The following is a 19,316-nucleotide window of genomic DNA, read 5'->3' as shown; positions in this document are numbered from 1 at the left end:
GTTTTAAGGCCTTTAGCCAGTTCAGCCGCAAGGGCTTTAAGTTTCTTTTCGTCCATAATTTACCTGTCTCCGTTGCTGGAGTGAACATATCAAAAACAGGCAATTACACAATTTTAATTACAGTCTCAACCATACTTAACCCCTCTCATTTATTACCACGAGATGGGCGCCTATCTGTCTGTCTCCGTTTTGGGTATTATAAGACTATGCGTAAATACCCAAACCAACTGTCAGATATTGGCTCGCAATACATCCCTGTATGAGCTGATGCCCCCCTATCTCTAGCCATACCCTCTGACTCTTTATATTTCAAAATATCCCCAAGTCTTGAAGGAGGACGAAAGCGCTTGAGGCGACAAAAATGCGATGAATATCACACCTTTGCAATGTTAACGTTAACATTCGTGATTAACATCATGATTCTCGATTTTTGAATTTTTGAAAAACCACATGTTAACGTTAACAATATGGCTTCTTCTGACGATTTAAATCCGGACATGCCATGAAAAACAGTCAACGAAGTCACTACGCATTACTGAGTGGATTACTTTTTTCTTTTTTCTACACCTGGTCTTCCGCCTTTTCGCTTATCTCGCTCTGGCTCAGTCAGAAAGTCGGGCTGAAAGGCACCGAAACCGGTTTGTTTTTTTCCGCAGTGGCGCTGACCGCCCTTTGCGCGCAGCCCCTTTACGGTTTTATTCAGGACAAACTGGGGCTGCGTAAAAACCTGCTCTGGGCCCTGGGTTTGCTGTTACTCATCAGCGGTCCTTTCTTTATTTTCGTTTTTGCGCCGCTCTTGCAGGTCAGTATTCTGGCGGGTGCCGTGGCGGGCGGCGTTTATGTCGGCGCGACATTCTTTGCCGGGATCGGCGCGCTGGAGTCTTACACCGAGCGCGTCAGCCGGATCCTGGGATTTGAGTTCGGTAAAGCCAGAATGTGGGGATCACTTGGCTGGGCCGTCGCAACCTTCTTTGCGGGAATGCTGTTTAACCTCAATCCCAACCTCAACTTCTGGATGGCGTCCTGTTCTGCGGTCATTTTCTTGTGGCTGCTGTGGCTGCTTCGCGAAGTGAAAACGGATGCCCTGAGCCAGTTGGAATACGGCAAATCCAGCAAACTGACGTTAAGTGACGCCATAACCCTGTTCCGCCTGCCGCGATTCTGGGCACTGATCGTGTTTGTGACCGGCGTCAGCGTTTACAACGTTTACGACCAGCAATTCCCGGTGTATTTCGCCTCGCTGTTTTCAGACGTCCGGCACGGCAACGAAATGTACGGTTTTCTCAACTCCTTCCAGGTATTCCTGGAAGCCGGCGGGATGTTCCTCGCGCCATTTGTCGTCAACAAAATCGGGGCAAAAAATGGATTGCTGCTGAGCGGGATGATCATGGCGCTGCGCGTTTTTGGTTCCGGCCTCGCAGCGGATGCAGTCACGATTTCCTGCATGAAATTGCTGCACGCCGTTGAGCTCCCGATCCTGCTGATTGCGATGTTTAAATACATTACCACCCGCTTTGACCCACGCCTTTCCGCCACACTTTATCTGGTGGGGTTCCAGTTCATTACGCAGGTCTGCGCCAGCGTGCTGTCGCCGCTGGCCGGGCACGGTTATGACCTGCTGGGCTTCGCTGACACCTATATGTTTATGGGGATGCTGGTCCTGGTGCTCACCCTCCTGTCCGTTTACCTGCTGACCGGCGAAAAAAGCCAGGCACCCCCTTCCACGACGTCAAAACCTATACTTCTGAATAAAAGTGAGATTGTATGAACACAAGACTGGAACGCGCACAACAGGCGTTAGAGCAGGCAGAAACTCTGCGCGGCAACGTCTTTTATCCGACCTTTCACCTCGCGCCACCAGCGGGCTGGATGAATGACCCGAATGGGCTGATTTATCATCAGGGCGTTTACCACGCGTTTTATCAGCACCACCCGTTCAGTGAAAACTGGGGGCCGATGCACTGGGGTCACGCTACCAGCAAAGATATGGTGAGATGGCAACATCAGCCTGTGGCGCTGGCACCGGGGGAAGAATTCGATCGCGACGGCTGCTTCTCTGGCAGTGCGGTCGATGACAACGGCATACTCAGCCTGATTTACACCGGCCACGTCTGGCTCAGTGGCGAAGGCAATGACAGCGCCATCCGTGAAGTCCAGTGTCTGGCGACCAGTGAGGACGGCATTCATTTTACCAAACAGGGGGTGGTGCTGACACCACCGGAAAATATCATGCACTTTCGTGACCCGAAGGTGTGGCAGGAACAGGGCCATTGGTGGATGGTCGTGGGTGCCCGTGATGACTGCGATCGTGGTCAGGTGTTGCTCTATAAAGGAGACAGTTTGCACCACTGGACGTTGGACCGCGTTCTCGCCAAAGCAAACGCCGCTACAGGTTACATGTGGGAATGTCCGGATTTCTTCCCACTGGGCGAAGACAATATATTGATGTGCTCGCCGCAGGGGATCCGCGCTCAAGGCCATGATTATCAGAACGTGTTCCAGAGCGGTTACCTGCGGGGTCACTGGAAGCCGGGTCAGGATTTCAGCATTACGCAGGGCTTTGTGGAACTGGATCACGGGCACGATTTTTATGCCCCACAGTCTTTCACCGCCGCTGACGGACGCCGGATTATTATCGCGTGGATGGACATGTGGGAATCGATCATGCCATCCAAACAGGAAGGCTGGGCTGGCTGCCTTACCCTCCCACGGGAACTGAGGTTATGCGGCGGAAAAGTTAGCATGTTGCCGGTTGAGGAAGTCTGTACCCTTCGCCGGGAGCACCGTCCGCTGGCGCCCTGCCTGCTGAAAAACAGCGTGCAGCGGCTTTCTGAAAATGCTCAGGCGACGGAAATTATCGTGCAATGGGATCTCAGCCAAACGGATGCGGAACGCTTTGGCATCACGCTCGGCGACGGTCTTTCCGTATTTGTGGACAACCAGACACACAGACTTTATCTGAACCGCGATTATCCAGCCTACAGAATTCAGGACAGCCGCAGTGTCGCGTTGCCGCAAGGCAATCTGCTGGAGCTGCGCGTCTTTATTGACCGCTCTTCTGCGGAAGTGTTTGTTAATCTGGGGGAGAAAACGCTCAGCAGCCGGATCTATCCGCAGCAGGATCAGCACGTCCTCTCTCTCTTTGCCGAAAAAGGACAGGCGATGTTCAGTCAGGGTGACATCTGGCGGCTTAGCACCGAATAAGATTACAACGAGGCGCGCTCAAGCAGCGGGGAGGAAATCTGTATCACGCCGCTGTTCGGGCGCTTTTCAATAAGATGCAGCACGGCCTCGCGGCCAATCTCGCGGTGCGGTAACTGTACCGTGGTCAGCGGCGGCTGGAACAGATCGCCAATGCCAACCATGTTGTCGTACCCGAGTACCGCCACCTGCTGCGGGATGGAGATGCCTTTGGCTAACAATACCTGATAGGCCAGGAAGGCAATACGATCATTGCCACACACCAGCACGTCAAAATCTGCCTTATCGTGCGGGGTAAATTCATTAAGCAGAGCCACCACATCGCGGTAATGCTCGTCACCCGACGCCATGTGAAACTGACGCAGTTCACCGGCTGACAGTCCGGCTTCCTGCCATGCCGCTTCCGCGCCTGCCCTTCTGCAAATTCCGGCAGGTATCGAGTCAGGTAAATAAAAGCACAGCGGACGCCGGTAACCTTTCTGTATCAGAGCCTTCATCGCCTGATACTGTCCGTCAAAATCATCAGGAATGTAGCCCGGCAGCGTGTGTTCACGGCTCAGACAATTAGCCAGCACCAAATTTTTTTCCAGCAAACGGTCCGGGATTAGCACTTCGCGCAGGCCCATCGTCGTAAAGATTATGCCGTCCGGACGCTGGGACAGCAGCTGACTGACGGCCCGCTCGCCGTCTTCCTGCGAGGTGATATTGACCAGAAAACTGCTCCAGCCAAATTCACGCGCTGTCAGTTCTATCGAGAGCAGAAGTTCAACGGAAAAGGGCGTGGTGGCGGTATCAAGCGCCAGCACACCGAGAGTCGAAGCTTTGGTGCTGCGGCCTCGCATTTTGCGCGCAGAGAAATCGGGCACATAATTCAGGGCGCTGATCGCTGTCTGAACACGTGCCAGCGTTTCGGGCTTTAGCCGCTGCGGTTCGTTAATGGCGCGGGACACTGTCATCAGCGACACCGCAGCCAGTTGTGCTACTTCTTTCAGCGAAGCCATAACTCTCCCGTCCGGCAAAATTGACTCCGCTGATCCTACACAAAAAAAGGGTCAGGGAGTAAATCTATTCCGATCAAACCTGAGAGGAAAATGCCTTTAAGGTCGCGCTGTCGGGCAATGCGGTCATTGCGCCTCTCGCGGTGGTGGCTAGCGCCCCGCACGCCAGCGCCTGATGAATGACGTGCTGCCAGACGCTGTCCGACGTCAGCGGCCAGTGTTGCGCCAGTCCGGCCAGCAGACCGGCGACAAAGGCATCCCCTGCACCCGTAGTATCCACTACCCGCACTTCGGGTGCCGGAAAGTGTTGCAGGCTTAAATTTTTCTTCCGGTAGACCGAAACGCCCTTTTTCCCCTGCGTGACCAGCAACAGTTCAGGATTATAAAGGTCACACAGGCGCAGCATCCCCTCTGACAACAGCGCTTCTCCGCTCAGAAATTCCAGCTCATCCTCTGAAACCTTTATCACGTCCGCCAGCGACAACGCGCGGGCAAGATTATCACGCAGCTGCTTTTCATCAGACCACAGGTCGTGCCGGATATTGGGATCAAAACAGACACAACCGCCTGCCGCTTTCATCTTCGCCATTGCCAGAAAAGCCGAAGAGCGGGAAGGCTCTGCGGATAATGCAATCGAGCACAAATGCAAAAACTCGCCGGCGTTAAAAGCCGGAATATCGGTAGTCTGCAGAAATAAATCGGCCCCTGGACGCACCATAAACGTGAAGGAACGTTCGCCGTCAGCATCGTTTTCCACCACCACCGTGGAGGTGCGGTGATGCGGGTCAGCCGTCATGCAGCCGGTATTTACCCCTTCATCGCTGAGCGTTTTCATCAGGAACTTCCCGAAAGGGTCATCCCCCACCCGCCCGATAAAGGCGCTCTCGCCTCCCAGACGGCGGACACCGACGGCAACGTTTGCCGGTGCTCCGCCCGGACATTTTAATAAGCGACCATCCTGCTCAGGGATCAAATCCACCACGGCATCGCCAAGTACCCAAACCCGGTTATTCATCGTCATTCCCTTTTAAAATCCTGATAAATCGTCTGTCAATAAAATAGAAGAACCGGTTTAGCTAATCAAGAGCAAATCAATTTTCATGATACGAGAGGGAATTGCCAGCAAGATCACAAATCCTGCACATGACTGCCGAACTTCGTTGCGTAAATACATAACGAGTGTTTATTGTGCTCAGGAAAACCAGTTCAGCAATTTAGCAAAATGGTTTTCCCATAATAATTAAACTTCCTCTGAAGGGATAAAAATGATGATGAAACCTCGCTATCTTGCTGTTGCTATTGGACTTATTCTTTCTTCTGCGGCTCAGGGGGCCGATCTTTCTTCCAGTGCTATTGAAGCCCGCTTTGCGGCGATGGAAAAACGACTACAACTCGCCGAAAGCCGAGCCGCTAAGGCCGAAGCCCGTGCTACGCAGGCAGAACAGCAGGTTAAACAACTCGAGACACGCACCGCCAGCAACGAACAGCAAACCCGTCAGGTGGCGAAGACGGCTGAAATCACCCAGCAGCAAACTGCCGATGTGGCTAAACGCACCGAAACGTTAGCCAGCAATGCCAAAAGCAACAGCAGTGATAACAGCGGGTTTAAATTTAGTGGTTATGCCCGTTCTGGCGTGATCATGAACGATTCTGGCACCTCAACGGAAAGTGGCCCGTACGTCACCCCAGCCGGACAAACAGGCGGTGCAGTCGGGCGTCTGGGTAACGAAAATAACACCTACGTCGAACTGAATCTGGAGCACAACCAGACGATGGCCAGCGGTGCGACCTCCCGCTACAAAGTCATGCTGGCTGATGGTCAGCGCAGCTACAACGACTGGACCGGCGCGACCAGCGACTTAAATATCCGTCAGGCGTTTGTCGAGCTGGGTTCACTGCCGACGTTCACCGGGGTCTGGAAAGATTCCACCCTTTGGGCGGGTAAACGCTTTGACCGGGATAATTTCGACATTCACTGGCTGGATTCCGACATCATTTTCCTGGCGGGTACCGGTGGCGGGATCTACGACGTCAAATGGGGCGATAACCTGAAAAGTAACTTCTCGCTTTACGGAAGAAACTTTGACGATCTGAAAGACGACAATAACGACGACACCCGCATCGAAAACTACATTGTCACGGCCAACAACTATGCCGGTCCATTCCAGTGGATGCTGAGCGGCCTGCGTGCCAAAAATAATCAGGATCGTGAAAATACCGGCAACCGGGGGATCAGCACCGCGGCGGACACCGGCTTCCACACGTTGCTGGCGTATCACGGTGACAGTTTCTACGGCCTGCGCGAAGGGACATCGAAAACAGCCTTGCTTTACGGACACGGACTGGGAGCAGAAGTGAAAGCGCTGGGCTCTGACGGACGTCTGACTGACGATGCGAGTACGCTGCGTCTGGCAACATATGGCATCACGCCGATCAGCAAAAACTGGAGTATCGCCCCGGCGGTTCTGGCACAGCAGAGCAAAGACCGCTACGTCTCGGGCGACGACTATAAATGGCTGACGTTCAATACCCGTCTGATCCAGCAAATTACCGAGAACTTCGAACTGGCGTATGAAGGCAGTTATCAGTTTATGGATCTCAATCCACAGGGTTACAGCGATTACAACCAAGTGAAAGGCGGTTTCTACAAACTGACCTTCGCGCCGACCTTCAAGGTGGGGGATATCAGCGACATGCTGAGTCGCCCGGAAATCCGCTTCTTCGCCACGTATATGGACTGGAGCAAAGAGCTCGACAGCTATTCATCCAGTGACTCATTTGGTACCGACGGATTCACAGCGGGCGGACAGTGGAACTTCGGTATCCAAATGGAAACCTGGTTCTAAACGGCAGGGTTTGATTTAAAACAAACGCCCGGCCTGACCGGGCGATAAAGAAAATTAAGGGATGCTATGAATATCAATGCAATCGCGACTGAATTGCTTCCGCTGTTGGGCGGCAAGGACAATATTGCCAGCGCGGCACACTGCGCCACACGTCTGCGTCTGGTGCTAGCGGACGACAGCCTGATCAACAAAAGTGCCATCGAAAAGGTGGAGGGTGTTAAAGGCTGCTTTAGCAATGCCGGACAGATTCAGATCATATTTGGTACCGGGCTGGTGAATAAGGTCTACGGCGAGTTTATTAAAGTGGCCGGTATCACCGAATCGAGCAAATCTGAAGCCGCAGATATTGCGGCGCAAAAGCTGAATCCGTTCCAGCGTATTGCGCGCGTGCTGTCGAATATTTTCGTGCCGATTATTCCGGCGATTGTCGCCTCCGGCCTGCTAATGGGGCTGCTCGGCATGGTGAAAACCTACGGCTGGGCCAATCCCGAGAGCGCGATTTTTATCATGCTCGACATGTTCAGCTCGGCGGCGTTTATCATTCTGCCGATCCTGATTGGTTTCACCGCCGCACGCGAATTTGGCGGCAATCCGTTTCTTGGCGCCACGCTGGGCGGCATTCTCACCCATCCGGCGCTAACTAACGCCTGGGGCGTTGCCAGCGGTTTCCATACCATGAATTTCTTCGGTATTGAGATTGCGATGATCGGCTATCAGGGCACGGTATTTCCGGTGCTGCTGGCGGTCTGGTTCATGAGTTTCATTGAGAAACGCCTGCGTAAAATCATTCCGGATGCCCTCGATTTAATCTTGACGCCTTTCCTGACGGTCATTATTTCCGGCTTTATCGCTTTCCTAATCATCGGTCCGGCCGGTCGCGCGCTCGGTGACGGTATCTCCTTTATTCTCAGCACCCTGATCACGCATGCCGGCTGGTTCGCGGGGTTGATATTTGGCGGTCTGTATTCGGTGATCGTCATCACCGGTATTCATCACAGCTTCCATGCGATTGAAGCCGGTTTGCTGGGCAACCCGAACATCGGCGTGAATTTCCTGCTGCCAATCTGGTCGATGGCTAACGTTGCACAGGGTGGTGCCTGTCTGGCGGTCTACTTCAAAACCCGCGATGCGAAAATTAAAGCCATTGCGGTACCTTCGGCGTTTTCCGCCATGCTGGGCATTACCGAGGCCGCCATTTTCGGCATCAACTTACGCTTCATGAAACCTTTCCTGGCGGCGTTGGTAGGCGGTGCGCTCGGCGGTGCCTGGGTGGTGGCGATGCACGTCAATATGACGGCCGTCGGTCTGACCGGTATTCCGGGACTCGCCATCGTGCAGGCCAGCTCAATTCTCAGCTACCTGATAGGGTTAGTGATTGCCTTCGGCAGCGCATTCCTGCTGTCATTGCTGCTGAAATACAACACGGAGAATAAGAAATGACAGAAACCAGCTTGCTAAAAAAAGCACTGCGCAGCGTGGTAGCCGGTCAGGTTAAAGCGGCGGCAGACCCTTATCGGCCCGGCTGGCATCTCGCACCGCCGGTCGGGCTGCTCAATGACCCGAACGGATTTATTCAGCATAACGGTCGTTTCCATTTGTTCTATCAATGGAACCCGCTGGCCTGCGCGCACGGCGCTAAATTCTGGGGGCACTGGAGCTCGGCAGATTTACTGCACTGGCAGCATGAGCCGCTGGCGCTGGCACCGTCAGAAGCCTACGAGTCACACGGCTGTTATTCAGGCTCAGCCGTGACCGATAACGGCCAGCTGACGCTGATTTACACCGGTAACGTGAAGTATCCCGATGGCTGCCGTACGGCATTTCAGTGTCTGGCGCGCGAGAATGCAGACGGCGAATTTGATAAAACCGGGCCAGTATTTAATCTGCCGGAAGGCTATACCGGACATGTGCGTGATCCGAAAGTCTGGCGCCATGAAAACCACTGGTACATGGTACTGGGTGCTCAGGATGTCAGCCTCAAAGGCAAAGTGTTATTGCTGCGAGCTGACGATTTATCAGCCTGGGATCTTCTGGGCGAAATTGCGGGTTCAGGATTACACGGGCTTGGCGAATTCGGCTACATGTGGGAATGTCCGGATTTATTCCGGCTGGCAGATAACGATATTCTGATCTGCTGTCCGCAGGGTTTGGCAGCGGAATCTGACCGTTATCTGAATACGTTTCAGTCGGGTTATTTTGTCGGGCAGCTGGATTATGAAAAGGCAGAATTTACACACGGCGAATTCACTGAACTTGATCTGGGATTCGAATTTTATGCGCCGCAAACCACGCAGACAGATGACGGGCGACGCCTGCTGATCGGCTGGATGGGGATCCCAGACGGCGATGAATTTTTCCAGCCAACGATACAAAACGGCTGGCTGCATACGATGACCTCCCCGCGCGAACTGACGCTGGTGGCGGGTAAAATCATGCAAAAACCGGCACGTGAACTGCAACAACTCCGTCGTGATGAACAGGCATGGCATGGGATTGCCGACGATTGCCCTCCTCTGGACATCACAAAAGCCGAGACGGAAATTGTTACTGAACAGGCTTTCAGCGCGGATTTTGGTGGCGACATGACGCTCAGTTTCGACGGGGAATGGTTGCGTTTAACGCGAAACAACCGGCGCACGGGCTTGACTGAACATCGCGTCTGGCGGGGCCAGTTGCGCAAACTGACGGTGTTGAGCGATACCTCAAGTTTGGAGATTTTCATCAATGACGGCGAAGCGGTGATGTCCTCACGCTATTACCCTGTATTACCGGCACAATTGATCTTGCGGGGAACCGGGCAAATTACGTTGCGCTACTGGTCGTTGGCGGAATGCGTGATAGAATAAATGTCTTTCCGGACAACAGAATATGGCGCAGTGAAAAAGACCAAACGCATCACTATCAGTGGCATAGCCGAACTGGCTGGCGTGTCCAAATCGACTGCCAGCCAGGTGCTCAACGGACACAGCAAAAAGTTTCGGATCTCCGATCCCACAAGGGATCGGGTACTCGCCGTCGCAGCTGAACATCATTATCAGCCGAGCATTCACGCCCGTTCACTCAATGTCTCCCGCAGTTTTACGCTGGGGCTGGTGGTGCCGGAAATGACCAACTACGGTTTTGCCGCCTGTTCGAACGAACTGGAAACGCTGTGTCGCGAAAACGGGATGCAGCTGTTGATCGCCTGTACGGATGAAAATACCAGTCAGGAAACCATGGTGGTCAACAATCTGATACAGCGTCAGGTTGACGGGCTGATTGTGGCGTCCAGCATGCTCAATGATGCGGAATACGTCAAAATCAGTCAGCAGTTACCCGTGGTCTTATTCGACCGTCATATGCAGGACACGCAACTGCCGATTGTGGTCTGCGAAGCCATCGAATCCTCAGCTGAACTGGTCTCGCGGATAGCGCAAACGCAGCGTGATGAATTCTATTTTCTCGGCGGTCAGCAGCGGATTTCCCCGACCCGTGACCGCCTGGCGGGTTACCAGCTGGGGCTGCAACGGGAAGGTGTCCCGTTGGATCCTGACTGGATCCTGTACGGAAATTATCACCCAAGTTCCGGATACGAAATGTTCGCGCAGCTCTGTGCACGTCTCGGACGTCCGCCAAAAGCGCTTTTCGTGGCCTCATGCGGTCTAATGGAAGGGGTTTTACGTTATATGAGCCAGCACCAGTTGCTGGAAAGCGATATCCATCTGTGTAGTTTTGACGATCACTACCTCTACGATTCTCTGTCCGTGAAAATTGATACCGTTGCTCAGGACTGCCGGGAGCTGGCCATGCATTGTTTCAGCGTGATCAGCGACCTGATGAATGACCAACCTGTCGAGCAGACGCAATGTTTTCTAACCCCCAAACTACACTGGCGCTCCGCGCAGTTCACGCAAATAAAATAGAGAGCAACACGTTCGCCACAAGATGATGTGAAGGATGAATTCACTTCGCATCACTTAGCTCAATCCCAATCCAGGGTTCGCGTGCAATCTCTCAATGATGAAGGTTGTTTCATGAAAAGCCGCATACCCCTAATAATCCTCAATCCTGAAAATATCCTTCGCTAATGATGATCGAGATCTCCAGGCGTGTGATGGTAGTCCTCCTTTGTTTCCTTCAACGAATCTCTTCCTACAAGCACTGCTTCAAAACTTACGTAAGTCATCATTCTGATGTTTCGTATTCTCCAGACGCGGCTTCATTCCATCTTAATCCTTCTTTTCCTTTAGTGAGCTAGGTTAATTTTTGTGCCATTGACGACACAAATGATAATGCTTATCATTACGTTGATCTCCTCATGGACCGAGAGTACGGTGTGAGTGCTGTATGTAATTACAGTATTTACACTCAACCGTATGAACCAAGGATAAGGATATGGCACTTGATGCAGACAAAATGACAGCCGCCGGTTACTACCATCACCCCGATGGTAACGGCGTGGACTGGCAGCGGGACCTGGATATGTCGGGCTCCGTGGAAGATACCCTCGGCGTTGAGGGCTACGTGAGCGGCGATTTCAGCCGCAAGCTGAACGCACTGAACGGCGGCCTGGGCATGTCCCTCGTCTTTCGCCCCGGCTCCGTTTCTCAGACCGTGGACGCCCTGGCGATGGCCCGAAGCGTCGCGCAAATCCACCAGCAGGAGCTCTCCATTGCGGTGGACGACGCACACAAGAAACAGGTCGCGCTTGATGAGCAGCTCACCCATGCGCAGAACCAGCGGCTGAACGCAGAAATCAGCCTGAGGGGAAAAAATAATGCCCCCCCGGGCGAGCGGGCACAGGCCACCCTGGATTTATAACAGGCGCTGGCCCGGGAGCTGCAGGCGAGAATGGCCGCCGAGGAAAATGCCGTACTCTATATTGAGGCCGACATTATGCTCAATAACGGCCGCGTCTGGTGGCCCCGCAGCGCAGCGGACGTCAACCAGGCCAGGCAATACATTGCAAAACGCCAGGGTGATAAAGCGGCCACGGAGCAGCTTATCGCCGGCGATAAGAAGGACCTGGCGGCCCTCCTCGCGGCGGCTGAGCGCACGAAGCAGGATATCGACCGCATCCGCAGTGGACTCGTCCCGGAGAAATATCGCCCTGACAGCGAGAAAGCCGCCGCGCGGCAGCAACAGCTGACGGGGGCCGCGGCCCGCCGGCAGCTGGAGCAACAGCAGGAAGCGGCGGTCCAGCGCCAGATTGATGAATACCAGTACCAGATAAATATCGCGGTGCAGCAAAAGGCCTCTGCCGACGGGCGCGCCAGTGCCCACGACGGGGCGGCCAACAACGTGCAAAACGAGCAAAATGTCCTGCGCCAGCGCCAGCAGCAGCTCTTTGACGGCTACCAGCGGTTCGTCAATCAGGGCGTCATGAACGACGGATTCCACCCCCTGTTTCGCGTGGGGTCGACGATGCTGCAACAGTCGAACGCGGTCAAGGCGCAGGCGGATGCGAAGCAAAATGACATCAACCGCGAGCGCAACGCGGCGGCGCAGGCCCGTCACGAAGCCGCCCAGCTCCAGCAGCGGGCAGAGCAGTATCAGCGGGACAAGGCCGGCGCAGAAAACCGGCTGAACGCCCTGCGCCAGGAACACCAGGCGCGGGCGCAGGCAGACGCCGCGGCCGCCAGTCAGGCCAGCTCGGAGGCCGCGGCCAGACAAGCGGCCGACGCGAAAGCCAAAGCGGAAGCGGATGCCCGAGCCCGCGCGGCAGCACGGCTGCGCAAGGCCACGGCGGAGCTGATGGCCCGGGCCAGCGTACACCCCGCCCCCGTCTATACGGCGCAGATGGTCAGCGCGGCGGAGACTGCCCTGCGCGCGCCTGGCGCCATGGTGCTGGGAGGGCATCCGGGCACGGCGCAGTTTGCGGCAGCCGGCAGCGGTGCCATGGAGCTGGCGGATGACATCCTGTACGTGCTGTCCAAAGGCTGGGCCGAGCTTAAACGTGCGGCAACGGTAAACGCCCTCGGTCCGCGCCTGGGCGTGGTGGTGGCGGGGTTTTGGCCGATGGAAGCCGGTAAAGGCAGCGACAAGGTGCCCGGGCGTGACGTCCCCGCCCTGTTCTCTTATCCGCTCAGCGCGGTCCAGGGCAGCGGCGTGAGCCTGACGCCCGGTGCCTCCACGGCAAACCTGCCGGTGCGCGGTGCGCTGGTCCTGGAAAATGACCGGCTGACGCTCAGGCTGTTAAAAACGGGCGAAGGCAGCCTGCCCGGAACGGTGCCGGTGCTGAAGGCCGTACGGGATGAGGCAACGGGCCTGGACCGTATCACGGTGCCCGCGGTCGGAGGACTGCCGCCCCGGACCGTCCTGATTAATCCGGTCCCTGTCCCGGTGGCGCCCGCTGACACCGGCAACCGCTCTCCGGTTCCGGTCACGCCGTGGCATACGGGCACAGCAGCCAAACCGGTCGAAAAGCTGGTCACCACTGTCACCCCCGAAGCAGACGTGAACGGGTTGCAGGACTTTATCTACTGGCGTCCTGATGCGGTTGGTACGGGTGTCGAACCTATGTATGTAATGTTCAGTGATCCACTTGATTCAGGACGCTTTACCCGTAAGCAGTTGCATAAAAAATACCTTAAGCATGCCAGTGATTTTGGTATCAAAGACACGAAGAAAAACCGTGAAACGTTAACTAAATTCAGGGATGCAATTGAAGCGCATCTTGCAGATAAGGAAACAATTAAAAAAGGAACTTATCCTAGAAAAGAAGACTCAGATGTATTCTTTAACCCTAACACAAATAACGTCATTGTTATTGATAGTAAAGGAAAGTTTGTCACAGGGTGGAAGTTAAAGCCTGGAGAGCCGCAATTTCAAAACTTTATCGATAAGGGGATATTACAATGAGTATGACGTTAATTGATTTTGCCAAACAATTTGCTGAGTCGACGCTGAACGCAGATAATTTTGCTGATGAGTATATTCGTCTATGGAAAGTAGAAAGAGATTCAAATAATCAGGAAAAAGACACCGATATTGTATCCGAGTGTTGTTCTAGCATATTTGTCGTCGCCGATTGTTACAATCCAGAAGCTGACAGAGATGATTATGAACTAGATGAAGCTACGTTGAGGATTGAGGTGAAAGCGTTGCTTGAAAAATTCAACCTGCTTTGACGTTTAAAGTTCAAGCATCCGGCGGTAATGCCGGATGCTATTTAATTAAATGCTCACTAGGTCGCATATACATCCATATCTTGCTTACGCACTTAGCCTGTGTGACCTGGAGGAAATGATGGTAGAGCACTGCTCTCTTATCCGCTCAGCGCGGTCCAGAGCAGCCGCGTGAACCTGACGTATCAGCAGCGGACCTGCCGGTGCACGGTGCGCTGTTCTGGAAAATGACCGGCTGACGCTCAGGCTCTTAAAACGGGCGAAGGCAGCTTGCCCGGGACGGGGACGGTGCCGGTGCTGAAGGTCGTACGGGGACGGAGGTGAAATCAGTGGAGACACTGGTCACCACCGTCACCCCTGAAGCAGACGTGGCCGTGTTGCAGGACTTTATCTACTGGCGTCCAGATGCAGCAGGTACGGGCGTAGAGCCGGTGTGTGTGATGTTCAGCAACCTCTACGGCGAGACCAATGCGAAGGGGAAGTACAGCGGACGTGATTACAACACCGACGGCCCCATTCAGAACCTTGACTGGAAAAGTGCCAGCATTAATCGCGCCGGGAGAGATAAGGTGAAGCTGCATAAGGGTGTTTTGAACAAACACTTGAAAATAAGGTAATGATCGACCGTCTTGAGAGAATCCTTAAGGGAGAGCTGCAGACCACCGATACCGACACGCGTTTTTACACCCACGAAATCAGAGAGCTGGAGCGATATCGTAATCCAGGCATAAAAGACGGCGAAGTTCCCAAAAGTGTTCATGAGCAAAAAGCTGCATGGAGTAATACGCATACAGCCACTCTCGAAGACGATAAAATAAATGAAAAGGAGCAGTCTTTTTACACTGACGATGCTCTGCAGGCTGCAGACGAACAGGAATTAAAAAATGCTCTTGGAGGAAAAGAATAATGTCATTAAAAGATATAATCAAAAATGAAAGTGTAGAAGACGTACTAAGCTTTCTGGGACCTACTTCCGACTACCGAAAACTAGATCGCCTGTACACTTATAACCGCTTTAATGTGACTTCTATCGGCGAATTATCATCTACATATGATGAATTATTCCAAAAAGGCGTCCTTCAGGATCAGAACGGTAAAGTAATAAAAGGTCCTAATTGGAAAGCACCCAAATTTGTGACCGAGAAAAAATACGGCATCAAATAATTATTAACATTTTCGGACGATTTTGTTTCTACCACTTCCAGTAGACGATAGATTGCTGGCAGTTATTTCTAAGGCGGATTGCCGGACTTTACTCACAGGCGTCCCTATACGGCTAAAAAGAAGTCGACCATGTACATATGATGTCAGAAACAGCTATGGGGTGACTAATGCTAAAAGGAAGTAGAGCAAATATGAAAACTATATCGACATAGCTGGCGGCATCATTAAAAGCTTGTCTGGCGAAGTACCCGCATTGTTCTCGCCGTGATAGTTCAGATGACACTGTACACATCACGTTGTTAAAACTCTCTTTAAAAAAAGAGGTTATCGACCATCTTGTTAAAATACTTTAGAGGGACGGTAAGCCAGTGACACAGTCTTAGCTTGCATACCAGGAGGTTTGAAAACAGAAACGTGATCGGGCATGAGGTGTTTTCGCTGATCATTTCCCCAGCGTATTAATCATTTTTTCTAAAACTCAGTAATAAATAATGAGGTGCTAAATGGTAAATTTTTATGCAATGGTTCAAGATGAAGAAATGGAAGACATAATTACATTTCTCGTCGAACTCAGCGAAAGTGGTATATCCCATCCGTCTATAGAGCAGTTTTTCGGGAGATATAAAGCCTCCACTAAATACGGAAAATACAACATCAAACTGATCGATGCCATAAAGAATCTTGAGGAGGACGGCCGTATATACTCCGGGGGTGGTTATAGCTATAAAAAAGGCCCAAATTGGTCGAAACCCACCTTTGCAGCCGAGAAAAAATATGGTCTCGAGTGACCTTTTCTCTAAATAGAGTTTAAAAAAGCAACGTCCTAAAGCGAATGTTTTAGGCGTTGTTTTTCTCACCCCCAATGAGTTTAATACAATAAAAGATGTGCACATGCACGCGGATAAATAAGGCTGACGCTGACGGCGCTTTTTTTCCTTTCATTTCGCATATGTTTCTATTACACCCGCAGTGATAAGGCTGTTTACCGTAAGCATGAACTCTGATTTTTCCTTCCTTAAAATCCAGTCTGACGAGAAGAAAAATCCCAAAACCTTTTGCATCAAACTGATACATTTTGTTATGTTATCACATATCATAAGCACCCCAGAGATGAATAGGTTCAGGGATGACGCAAGACAGAGCACAACACACCGCACCGGTTCTGGCGGTTGAAGGACTGACGTTATGGCTCGCGGGTGAAAATCGTATTTCCGGTTTGAGTTTCAACATCAACGCAGGTGAACGCGTTTGCCTGCTCGGCGCTTCCGGCTCGGGTAAATCGCTGACCGCCAAAGCCATCACCGGCACAGCGCCCGCACGCGCAGATCTCCGTGGCAGCATTCGGGTGAACGGCCTGGAAGTGTGCGGCAAACCTCCGGTTTCACGTTGCTCATACAGCCGCGTGGCCACCGTTTTTCAGGATTCGTCTACGGCACTGAATCCGCTGATGACAATCGGTAAACAGCTGCGTCTCGCCCTGCCCGTCGCCAGCGTCCAAGAACTCCTCGCCATGCTGGATGCCGTAGGACTTGGCGATATCGCGCAATTAACGGCCAGGTATCCGGCGGAACTTTCCGGTGGTCAGCGCCAGCGGTTGTGTCTTGCGCTGGCGATGCAGTCGTCGTCTTCGCTGCTGCTCGCCGACGAGCCGACTACCGCGCTGGATGTACTCACCCAGCATCAGGTTTTGCAGGTCATGCAAACAGCCTATTCTGCCAGCCCTACGCGCGCTCTGCTGTTTATTACCCACGATATCGCCGTCGCCGCGCAGTTATGCGAGCGCGCGCTGGTGATGGAAAACGGCGTGCTGGTGGAATCCGCGCCGATGGCGCAGTTACTCCGTCATCCGCAACATCCTTATTCCCGGCAACTGGTGCACGCTGCCAGACAGGCCGACGCGTCGCATCAGAATCACGCAGCGCTGCGAGGAGTGGCGGTCTGATGGAATCTTCACTGCATCTGGTCACTGCCCCGTTTCTGCATCTGCATAAGGTCAGCCGGCATTTTGCGCTGCCGGGTTCTTTCTGGCGCAGGCAGCACACGACGCTTTTCGAAGGTCTGTCGCTGCGCATCGGTGGCCATGAAACCCTTGGGCTGGTCGGTGCTTCCGGTTGCGGGAAATCTTCGCTGCTGAAAATTTTGCTGGCACTCGAAGCGCCAGACAACGGCGAGGTGTATTGCACCGGAGAAAAAATCCGCCCCGGCTCCTTGCGGTCATTACGCGAATACCGCCAGCGTGTGCAGTATATTGCGCAGGATCCTGCCGGTTCGCTGCCGCCTGCTATGACGGTCGGTCAGATCATTGCCGAACCGCTTAAACATCTGGGGTTTACAGACGATATTCGTTTGCGCGTAAGCGAGGTAATGGCGCAGGTCAGCCTGAGCGGAACGCTGATTTGCCGCACCGCAGGCGAGCTTTCCGGCGGACAGGCGCAGCGCGTGGCGATTGCCCGTGCGCTGGCGATCCGCCCGCAGTTTCTGGTCGCCGACGAGCCGGTCAGCGGGCTGGATCTGCCGCTGCGTGCGCAGGTCAAACAGCTGTTGCACCAGGTAACGCAGCAAAATGGCATGGGTCTGCTGATGGTGACGCACGACATCTCCATGGTTGCCGGACTTTGCGACCGGTTGCTGGTGATGCACGGCGGCAAAATTGTCGAAGACCGCGCCACGCAGGACGTTTTACGCGCGCCGGACCATACTCATACACGGCAATTGTTGCAGGCCGTTCCTCATTTACCTTTGACCGTTAACGGATAACCGGATGCTGACCCGTTCCCTTGCGCCCGCTTCTGCGCCCAAACCGCCGCTGCTGCTCGCCAGCAGTCTGGTCTTTAACATTGGTTTTTATGCTGTCGTGCCGTTTCTGGCGATTTTCCTGCGTGACGATTTGCTGCTTTCCGGCTGGGCGATCGGTCTGGTGCTCGGGCTGCGCACCTTCTCGCAACAGGGCATGTTTTTACTCGGCGGCGCATTGTCCGACCGCTACGGTGCGCGGATCATTATTTTGCTGGGTTGCGTGGTGCGCATCGCCGGTTTTCTGCTGCTCGGGCTTTCCGACACACTGGCACCGGTGATACTCGGCGCCTGTCTGACCGGCATCGGCGGCGCGCTGTTTTCCCCTTCGATTGAAGCGTTGCTGGCGCAGGCCGGCACCCACAGCGAAAAAGCCGGAAAACGCAGCCGCGCCGAATGGTTCGCGCTGTCTGCCGTCTGTGCGGAACTGGGCGCGGTACTGGGCCCGCTGCTCGGTTCGTTGCTCTCCGGATACGGTTTTCAGCCGGTGGCGCTGGCCGGTTCCGGTCTGTTTCTGATTGCGCTGCTGGTGCTGTTTTTCACCCTGCCTGCCACGCCGAAACGCGCCACGGAACTGAAAATTGTGCCGTGGTGGCAGACGTTTCGTCAGCCGCGCTTTGTGGCCTTTATCATCGCCTACAGCGCGTATCTGTTCAGCTATAACCAGCTGTACCTGGCGCTGCCGGTGGAACTGCGTCGCTCCGGCGGCAGTGAACAAGATCTCGGGCCGCTTTTTGTGCTGGCCTCAGTTCTGGTGATCGTACTGCAAATGCCGCTGGCGCGTTTTGCACGCCGGATGGGCGCCGCACGCATTTTGCCTGCGGGTTTCGGGTTGCTGTCCTGCGCGTTTGTCGCCGTGGCGCTCTTCGCCTGGACGATCCCGCCACAAGGCTGGCTGCGGCTGCTGCCGTCAGTATTGCTGATCACGCTGCTCACCGTCGGCCAGATGCTGATTGTGCCGGTCGGGATGGATCTCATTCCGCGCTTTGCCGGGCAGCATAACCTCGGCGCGCATTACGGTGCACTTTCTTCGATGGGCGGCGTGGCGGTGCTGGCGGGCAATTTCCTGCTCGGCGGGCTGCTCGATTCCGCCCTGACGCCGTCACCCGGCGCGGTCATTGCGTGGCTGGCGCTGGCGGCGGCTCCCTTTTTAAGTGCGCTGGCGATGTGGCGAATCTGCCGCCGCCTGCCTCCTCCCGCAATCTGAC

The 19,316-nt window shown here is 54.0% G+C and carries 18 protein-coding genes and 1 pseudogene; 17 read left to right on the top strand and 2 right to left on the bottom strand.

The genetic code is table 11. The annotated features are described in order from the left end of the window. From J1784_RS05300 to J1784_RS05290, 3 genes and pseudogenes are all read left to right on the top strand, one after another. Positions 1–263: pseudogene (locus tag J1784_RS05300) on the top strand (hypothetical protein); the annotation flags it as partial. Positions 264–502: 239 nt separating this feature from the next. Further along, entirely contained in the window at positions 503–1,768 is a 1,266-nt protein-coding gene (locus J1784_RS05295) for an MFS transporter (protein WP_120509925.1), read from the top strand. Then, a complete protein-coding gene (locus tag J1784_RS05290) occupies positions 1,765–3,204 on the top strand; it encodes a glycoside hydrolase family 32 protein (RefSeq protein WP_217148333.1) in 1,440 nt (479 codons plus the stop codon). The genes J1784_RS05295 and J1784_RS05290 overlap by 4 nt, the downstream gene beginning before the upstream one ends. A gap of 2 nt (positions 3,205–3,206) precedes the next feature. On the opposite strand, the gene J1784_RS05285 is transcribed toward J1784_RS05290, so the two are convergent. Then, positions 3,207–4,202: a LacI family DNA-binding transcriptional regulator gene (locus J1784_RS05285; protein ID WP_217148332.1), complete on the bottom strand. Its 996-nt coding sequence runs from the start codon at positions 4,200–4,202 to the stop codon at positions 3,207–3,209. Between the two features lie 73 nt (positions 4,203–4,275). Next, on the bottom strand, positions 4,276–5,214 hold the full coding sequence (locus J1784_RS05280) for an aminoimidazole riboside kinase (RefSeq protein ID WP_217148331.1): 939 nt from the start codon (positions 5,212–5,214) through the stop codon (positions 4,276–4,278). Between the two features lie 250 nt (positions 5,215–5,464). On the opposite strand from J1784_RS05280, the gene J1784_RS05275 reads away from it, so the two are divergent. From J1784_RS05275 to J1784_RS05215, 14 genes are all read left to right on the top strand, one after another. Continuing rightward, a complete protein-coding gene (locus tag J1784_RS05275; protein WP_217148330.1) occupies positions 5,465–7,045 on the top strand; it encodes a carbohydrate porin in 1,581 nt (526 codons plus the stop codon). Positions 7,046–7,111: 66 nt separating this feature from the next. After that, the gene (locus J1784_RS05270; RefSeq protein ID WP_120509920.1) at positions 7,112–8,485 is read left to right on the top strand and encodes a sucrose-specific PTS transporter subunit IIBC; all 1,374 of its coding nucleotides are present in this window, start codon (positions 7,112–7,114) and stop codon (positions 8,483–8,485) included. Next, positions 8,482–9,891, top strand: a complete 1,410-nt coding sequence (locus tag J1784_RS05265; RefSeq protein WP_217148329.1) for a sucrose-6-phosphate hydrolase — start codon at positions 8,482–8,484, stop codon at positions 9,889–9,891. Before J1784_RS05270 ends, J1784_RS05265 begins: the two co-directional genes overlap by 4 nt. A gap of 30 nt (positions 9,892–9,921) precedes the next feature. Next, positions 9,922–10,947: a LacI family DNA-binding transcriptional regulator gene (locus tag J1784_RS05260; RefSeq protein ID WP_217148328.1), complete on the top strand. Its 1,026-nt coding sequence runs from the start codon at positions 9,922–9,924 to the stop codon at positions 10,945–10,947. A 472-nt stretch (positions 10,948–11,419) separates the two neighbouring features. After that, complete coding sequence (locus J1784_RS05255) at positions 11,420–11,845, top strand: hypothetical protein (protein WP_217148327.1); 426 nt, start codon at positions 11,420–11,422, stop codon at positions 11,843–11,845. A gap of 30 nt (positions 11,846–11,875) precedes the next feature. Further along, positions 11,876–13,885: an S-type pyocin domain-containing protein gene (locus tag J1784_RS26455; RefSeq protein ID WP_238485400.1), complete on the top strand. Its 2,010-nt coding sequence runs from the start codon at positions 11,876–11,878 to the stop codon at positions 13,883–13,885. Further along, positions 13,882–14,154: a colicin immunity domain-containing protein gene (locus J1784_RS05245; RefSeq protein WP_120509698.1), complete on the top strand. Its 273-nt coding sequence runs from the start codon at positions 13,882–13,884 to the stop codon at positions 14,152–14,154. The genes J1784_RS26455 and J1784_RS05245 overlap by 4 nt, the downstream gene beginning before the upstream one ends. A gap of 326 nt (positions 14,155–14,480) precedes the next feature. After that, positions 14,481–14,768 carry an S-type pyocin domain-containing protein gene (locus J1784_RS26450; RefSeq protein WP_229921213.1) on the top strand — a complete coding sequence of 96 codons (288 nt, stop codon included), beginning with the start codon at positions 14,481–14,483 and terminating at the stop codon, positions 14,766–14,768. Beyond that, positions 14,768–15,058 carry a pyocin gene (locus J1784_RS26445; protein ID WP_238485399.1) on the top strand — a complete coding sequence of 97 codons (291 nt, stop codon included), beginning with the start codon at positions 14,768–14,770 and terminating at the stop codon, positions 15,056–15,058. The genes J1784_RS26450 and J1784_RS26445 overlap by 1 nt, the downstream gene beginning before the upstream one ends. Next, positions 15,058–15,315: an immunity protein gene (locus J1784_RS05235; protein ID WP_119824774.1), complete on the top strand. Its 258-nt coding sequence runs from the start codon at positions 15,058–15,060 to the stop codon at positions 15,313–15,315. The genes J1784_RS26445 and J1784_RS05235 overlap by 1 nt, the downstream gene beginning before the upstream one ends. A 503-nt stretch (positions 15,316–15,818) precedes the next feature. Beyond that, positions 15,819–16,103, top strand: coding sequence for a hypothetical protein (locus J1784_RS05230; RefSeq protein ID WP_119824776.1), 285 nt, complete (start codon positions 15,819–15,821; stop codon positions 16,101–16,103). A gap of 338 nt (positions 16,104–16,441) precedes the next feature. Beyond that, positions 16,442–17,257: an ATP-binding cassette domain-containing protein gene (locus J1784_RS05225; protein ID WP_217148326.1), complete on the top strand. Its 816-nt coding sequence runs from the start codon at positions 16,442–16,444 to the stop codon at positions 17,255–17,257. Beyond that, positions 17,257–18,072, top strand: a complete 816-nt coding sequence (locus J1784_RS05220) for an ABC transporter ATP-binding protein (protein ID WP_217148325.1) — start codon at positions 17,257–17,259, stop codon at positions 18,070–18,072. Before J1784_RS05225 ends, J1784_RS05220 begins: the two co-directional genes overlap by 1 nt. 4 nt (positions 18,073–18,076) lie before the next feature. Next, complete coding sequence (locus tag J1784_RS05215; RefSeq protein ID WP_217148324.1) at positions 18,077–19,315, top strand: MFS transporter; 1,239 nt, start codon at positions 18,077–18,079, stop codon at positions 19,313–19,315. The last annotated feature ends 1 nt before the right edge of the window (position 19,316 follow it).

This window comes from Rahnella ecdela (assembly GCF_019049625.1).
GTDB classification, from domain to species: Bacteria; Pseudomonadota; Gammaproteobacteria; order Enterobacterales; family Enterobacteriaceae; genus Rahnella; species Rahnella ecdela.
This window is presented reverse-complemented; position numbering and strand designations above follow the sequence as displayed.

What these genes read in the sequence shown, in the direction of transcription:
- J1784_RS05255 (WP_217148327.1), top strand. Translation starts at nt 11,420, where the DNA reads ATGGCACTTGATGCAGACAAAATGACAGCCGCCGGTTACTACCATCAC.
- J1784_RS05215 (WP_217148324.1), top strand. Translation starts at nt 18,077, where the DNA reads ATGCTGACCCGTTCCCTTGCGCCCGCTTCTGCGCCCAAACCGCCGCTG.
- J1784_RS05295 (WP_120509925.1), top strand. Translation starts at nt 503, where the DNA reads ATGAAAAACAGTCAACGAAGTCACTACGCATTACTGAGTGGATTACTT.
- J1784_RS05230 (WP_119824776.1), top strand. Translation starts at nt 15,819, where the DNA reads ATGGTAAATTTTTATGCAATGGTTCAAGATGAAGAAATGGAAGACATA.
- J1784_RS05220 (WP_217148325.1), top strand. Translation starts at nt 17,257, where the DNA reads ATGGAATCTTCACTGCATCTGGTCACTGCCCCGTTTCTGCATCTGCAT.
- J1784_RS26455 (WP_238485400.1), top strand. Translation starts at nt 11,876, where the DNA reads ATGGCCGCCGAGGAAAATGCCGTACTCTATATTGAGGCCGACATTATG.
- J1784_RS05265 (WP_217148329.1), top strand. Translation starts at nt 8,482, where the DNA reads ATGACAGAAACCAGCTTGCTAAAAAAAGCACTGCGCAGCGTGGTAGCC.
- J1784_RS05235 (WP_119824774.1), top strand. Translation starts at nt 15,058, where the DNA reads ATGTCATTAAAAGATATAATCAAAAATGAAAGTGTAGAAGACGTACTA.
- J1784_RS26445 (WP_238485399.1), top strand. Translation starts at nt 14,768, where the DNA reads ATGATCGACCGTCTTGAGAGAATCCTTAAGGGAGAGCTGCAGACCACC.
- J1784_RS05245 (WP_120509698.1), top strand. Translation starts at nt 13,882, where the DNA reads ATGAGTATGACGTTAATTGATTTTGCCAAACAATTTGCTGAGTCGACG.
- J1784_RS05280 (WP_217148331.1), bottom strand. Translation starts at nt 5,214, where the DNA reads ATGAATAACCGGGTTTGGGTACTTGGCGATGCCGTGGTGGATTTGATC.
- J1784_RS05270 (WP_120509920.1), top strand. Translation starts at nt 7,112, where the DNA reads ATGAATATCAATGCAATCGCGACTGAATTGCTTCCGCTGTTGGGCGGC.
- J1784_RS05225 (WP_217148326.1), top strand. Translation starts at nt 16,442, where the DNA reads ATGACGCAAGACAGAGCACAACACACCGCACCGGTTCTGGCGGTTGAA.
- J1784_RS05290 (WP_217148333.1), top strand. Translation starts at nt 1,765, where the DNA reads ATGAACACAAGACTGGAACGCGCACAACAGGCGTTAGAGCAGGCAGAA.
- J1784_RS05275 (WP_217148330.1), top strand. Translation starts at nt 5,465, where the DNA reads ATGATGATGAAACCTCGCTATCTTGCTGTTGCTATTGGACTTATTCTT.
- J1784_RS05285 (WP_217148332.1), bottom strand. Translation starts at nt 4,202, where the DNA reads ATGGCTTCGCTGAAAGAAGTAGCACAACTGGCTGCGGTGTCGCTGATG.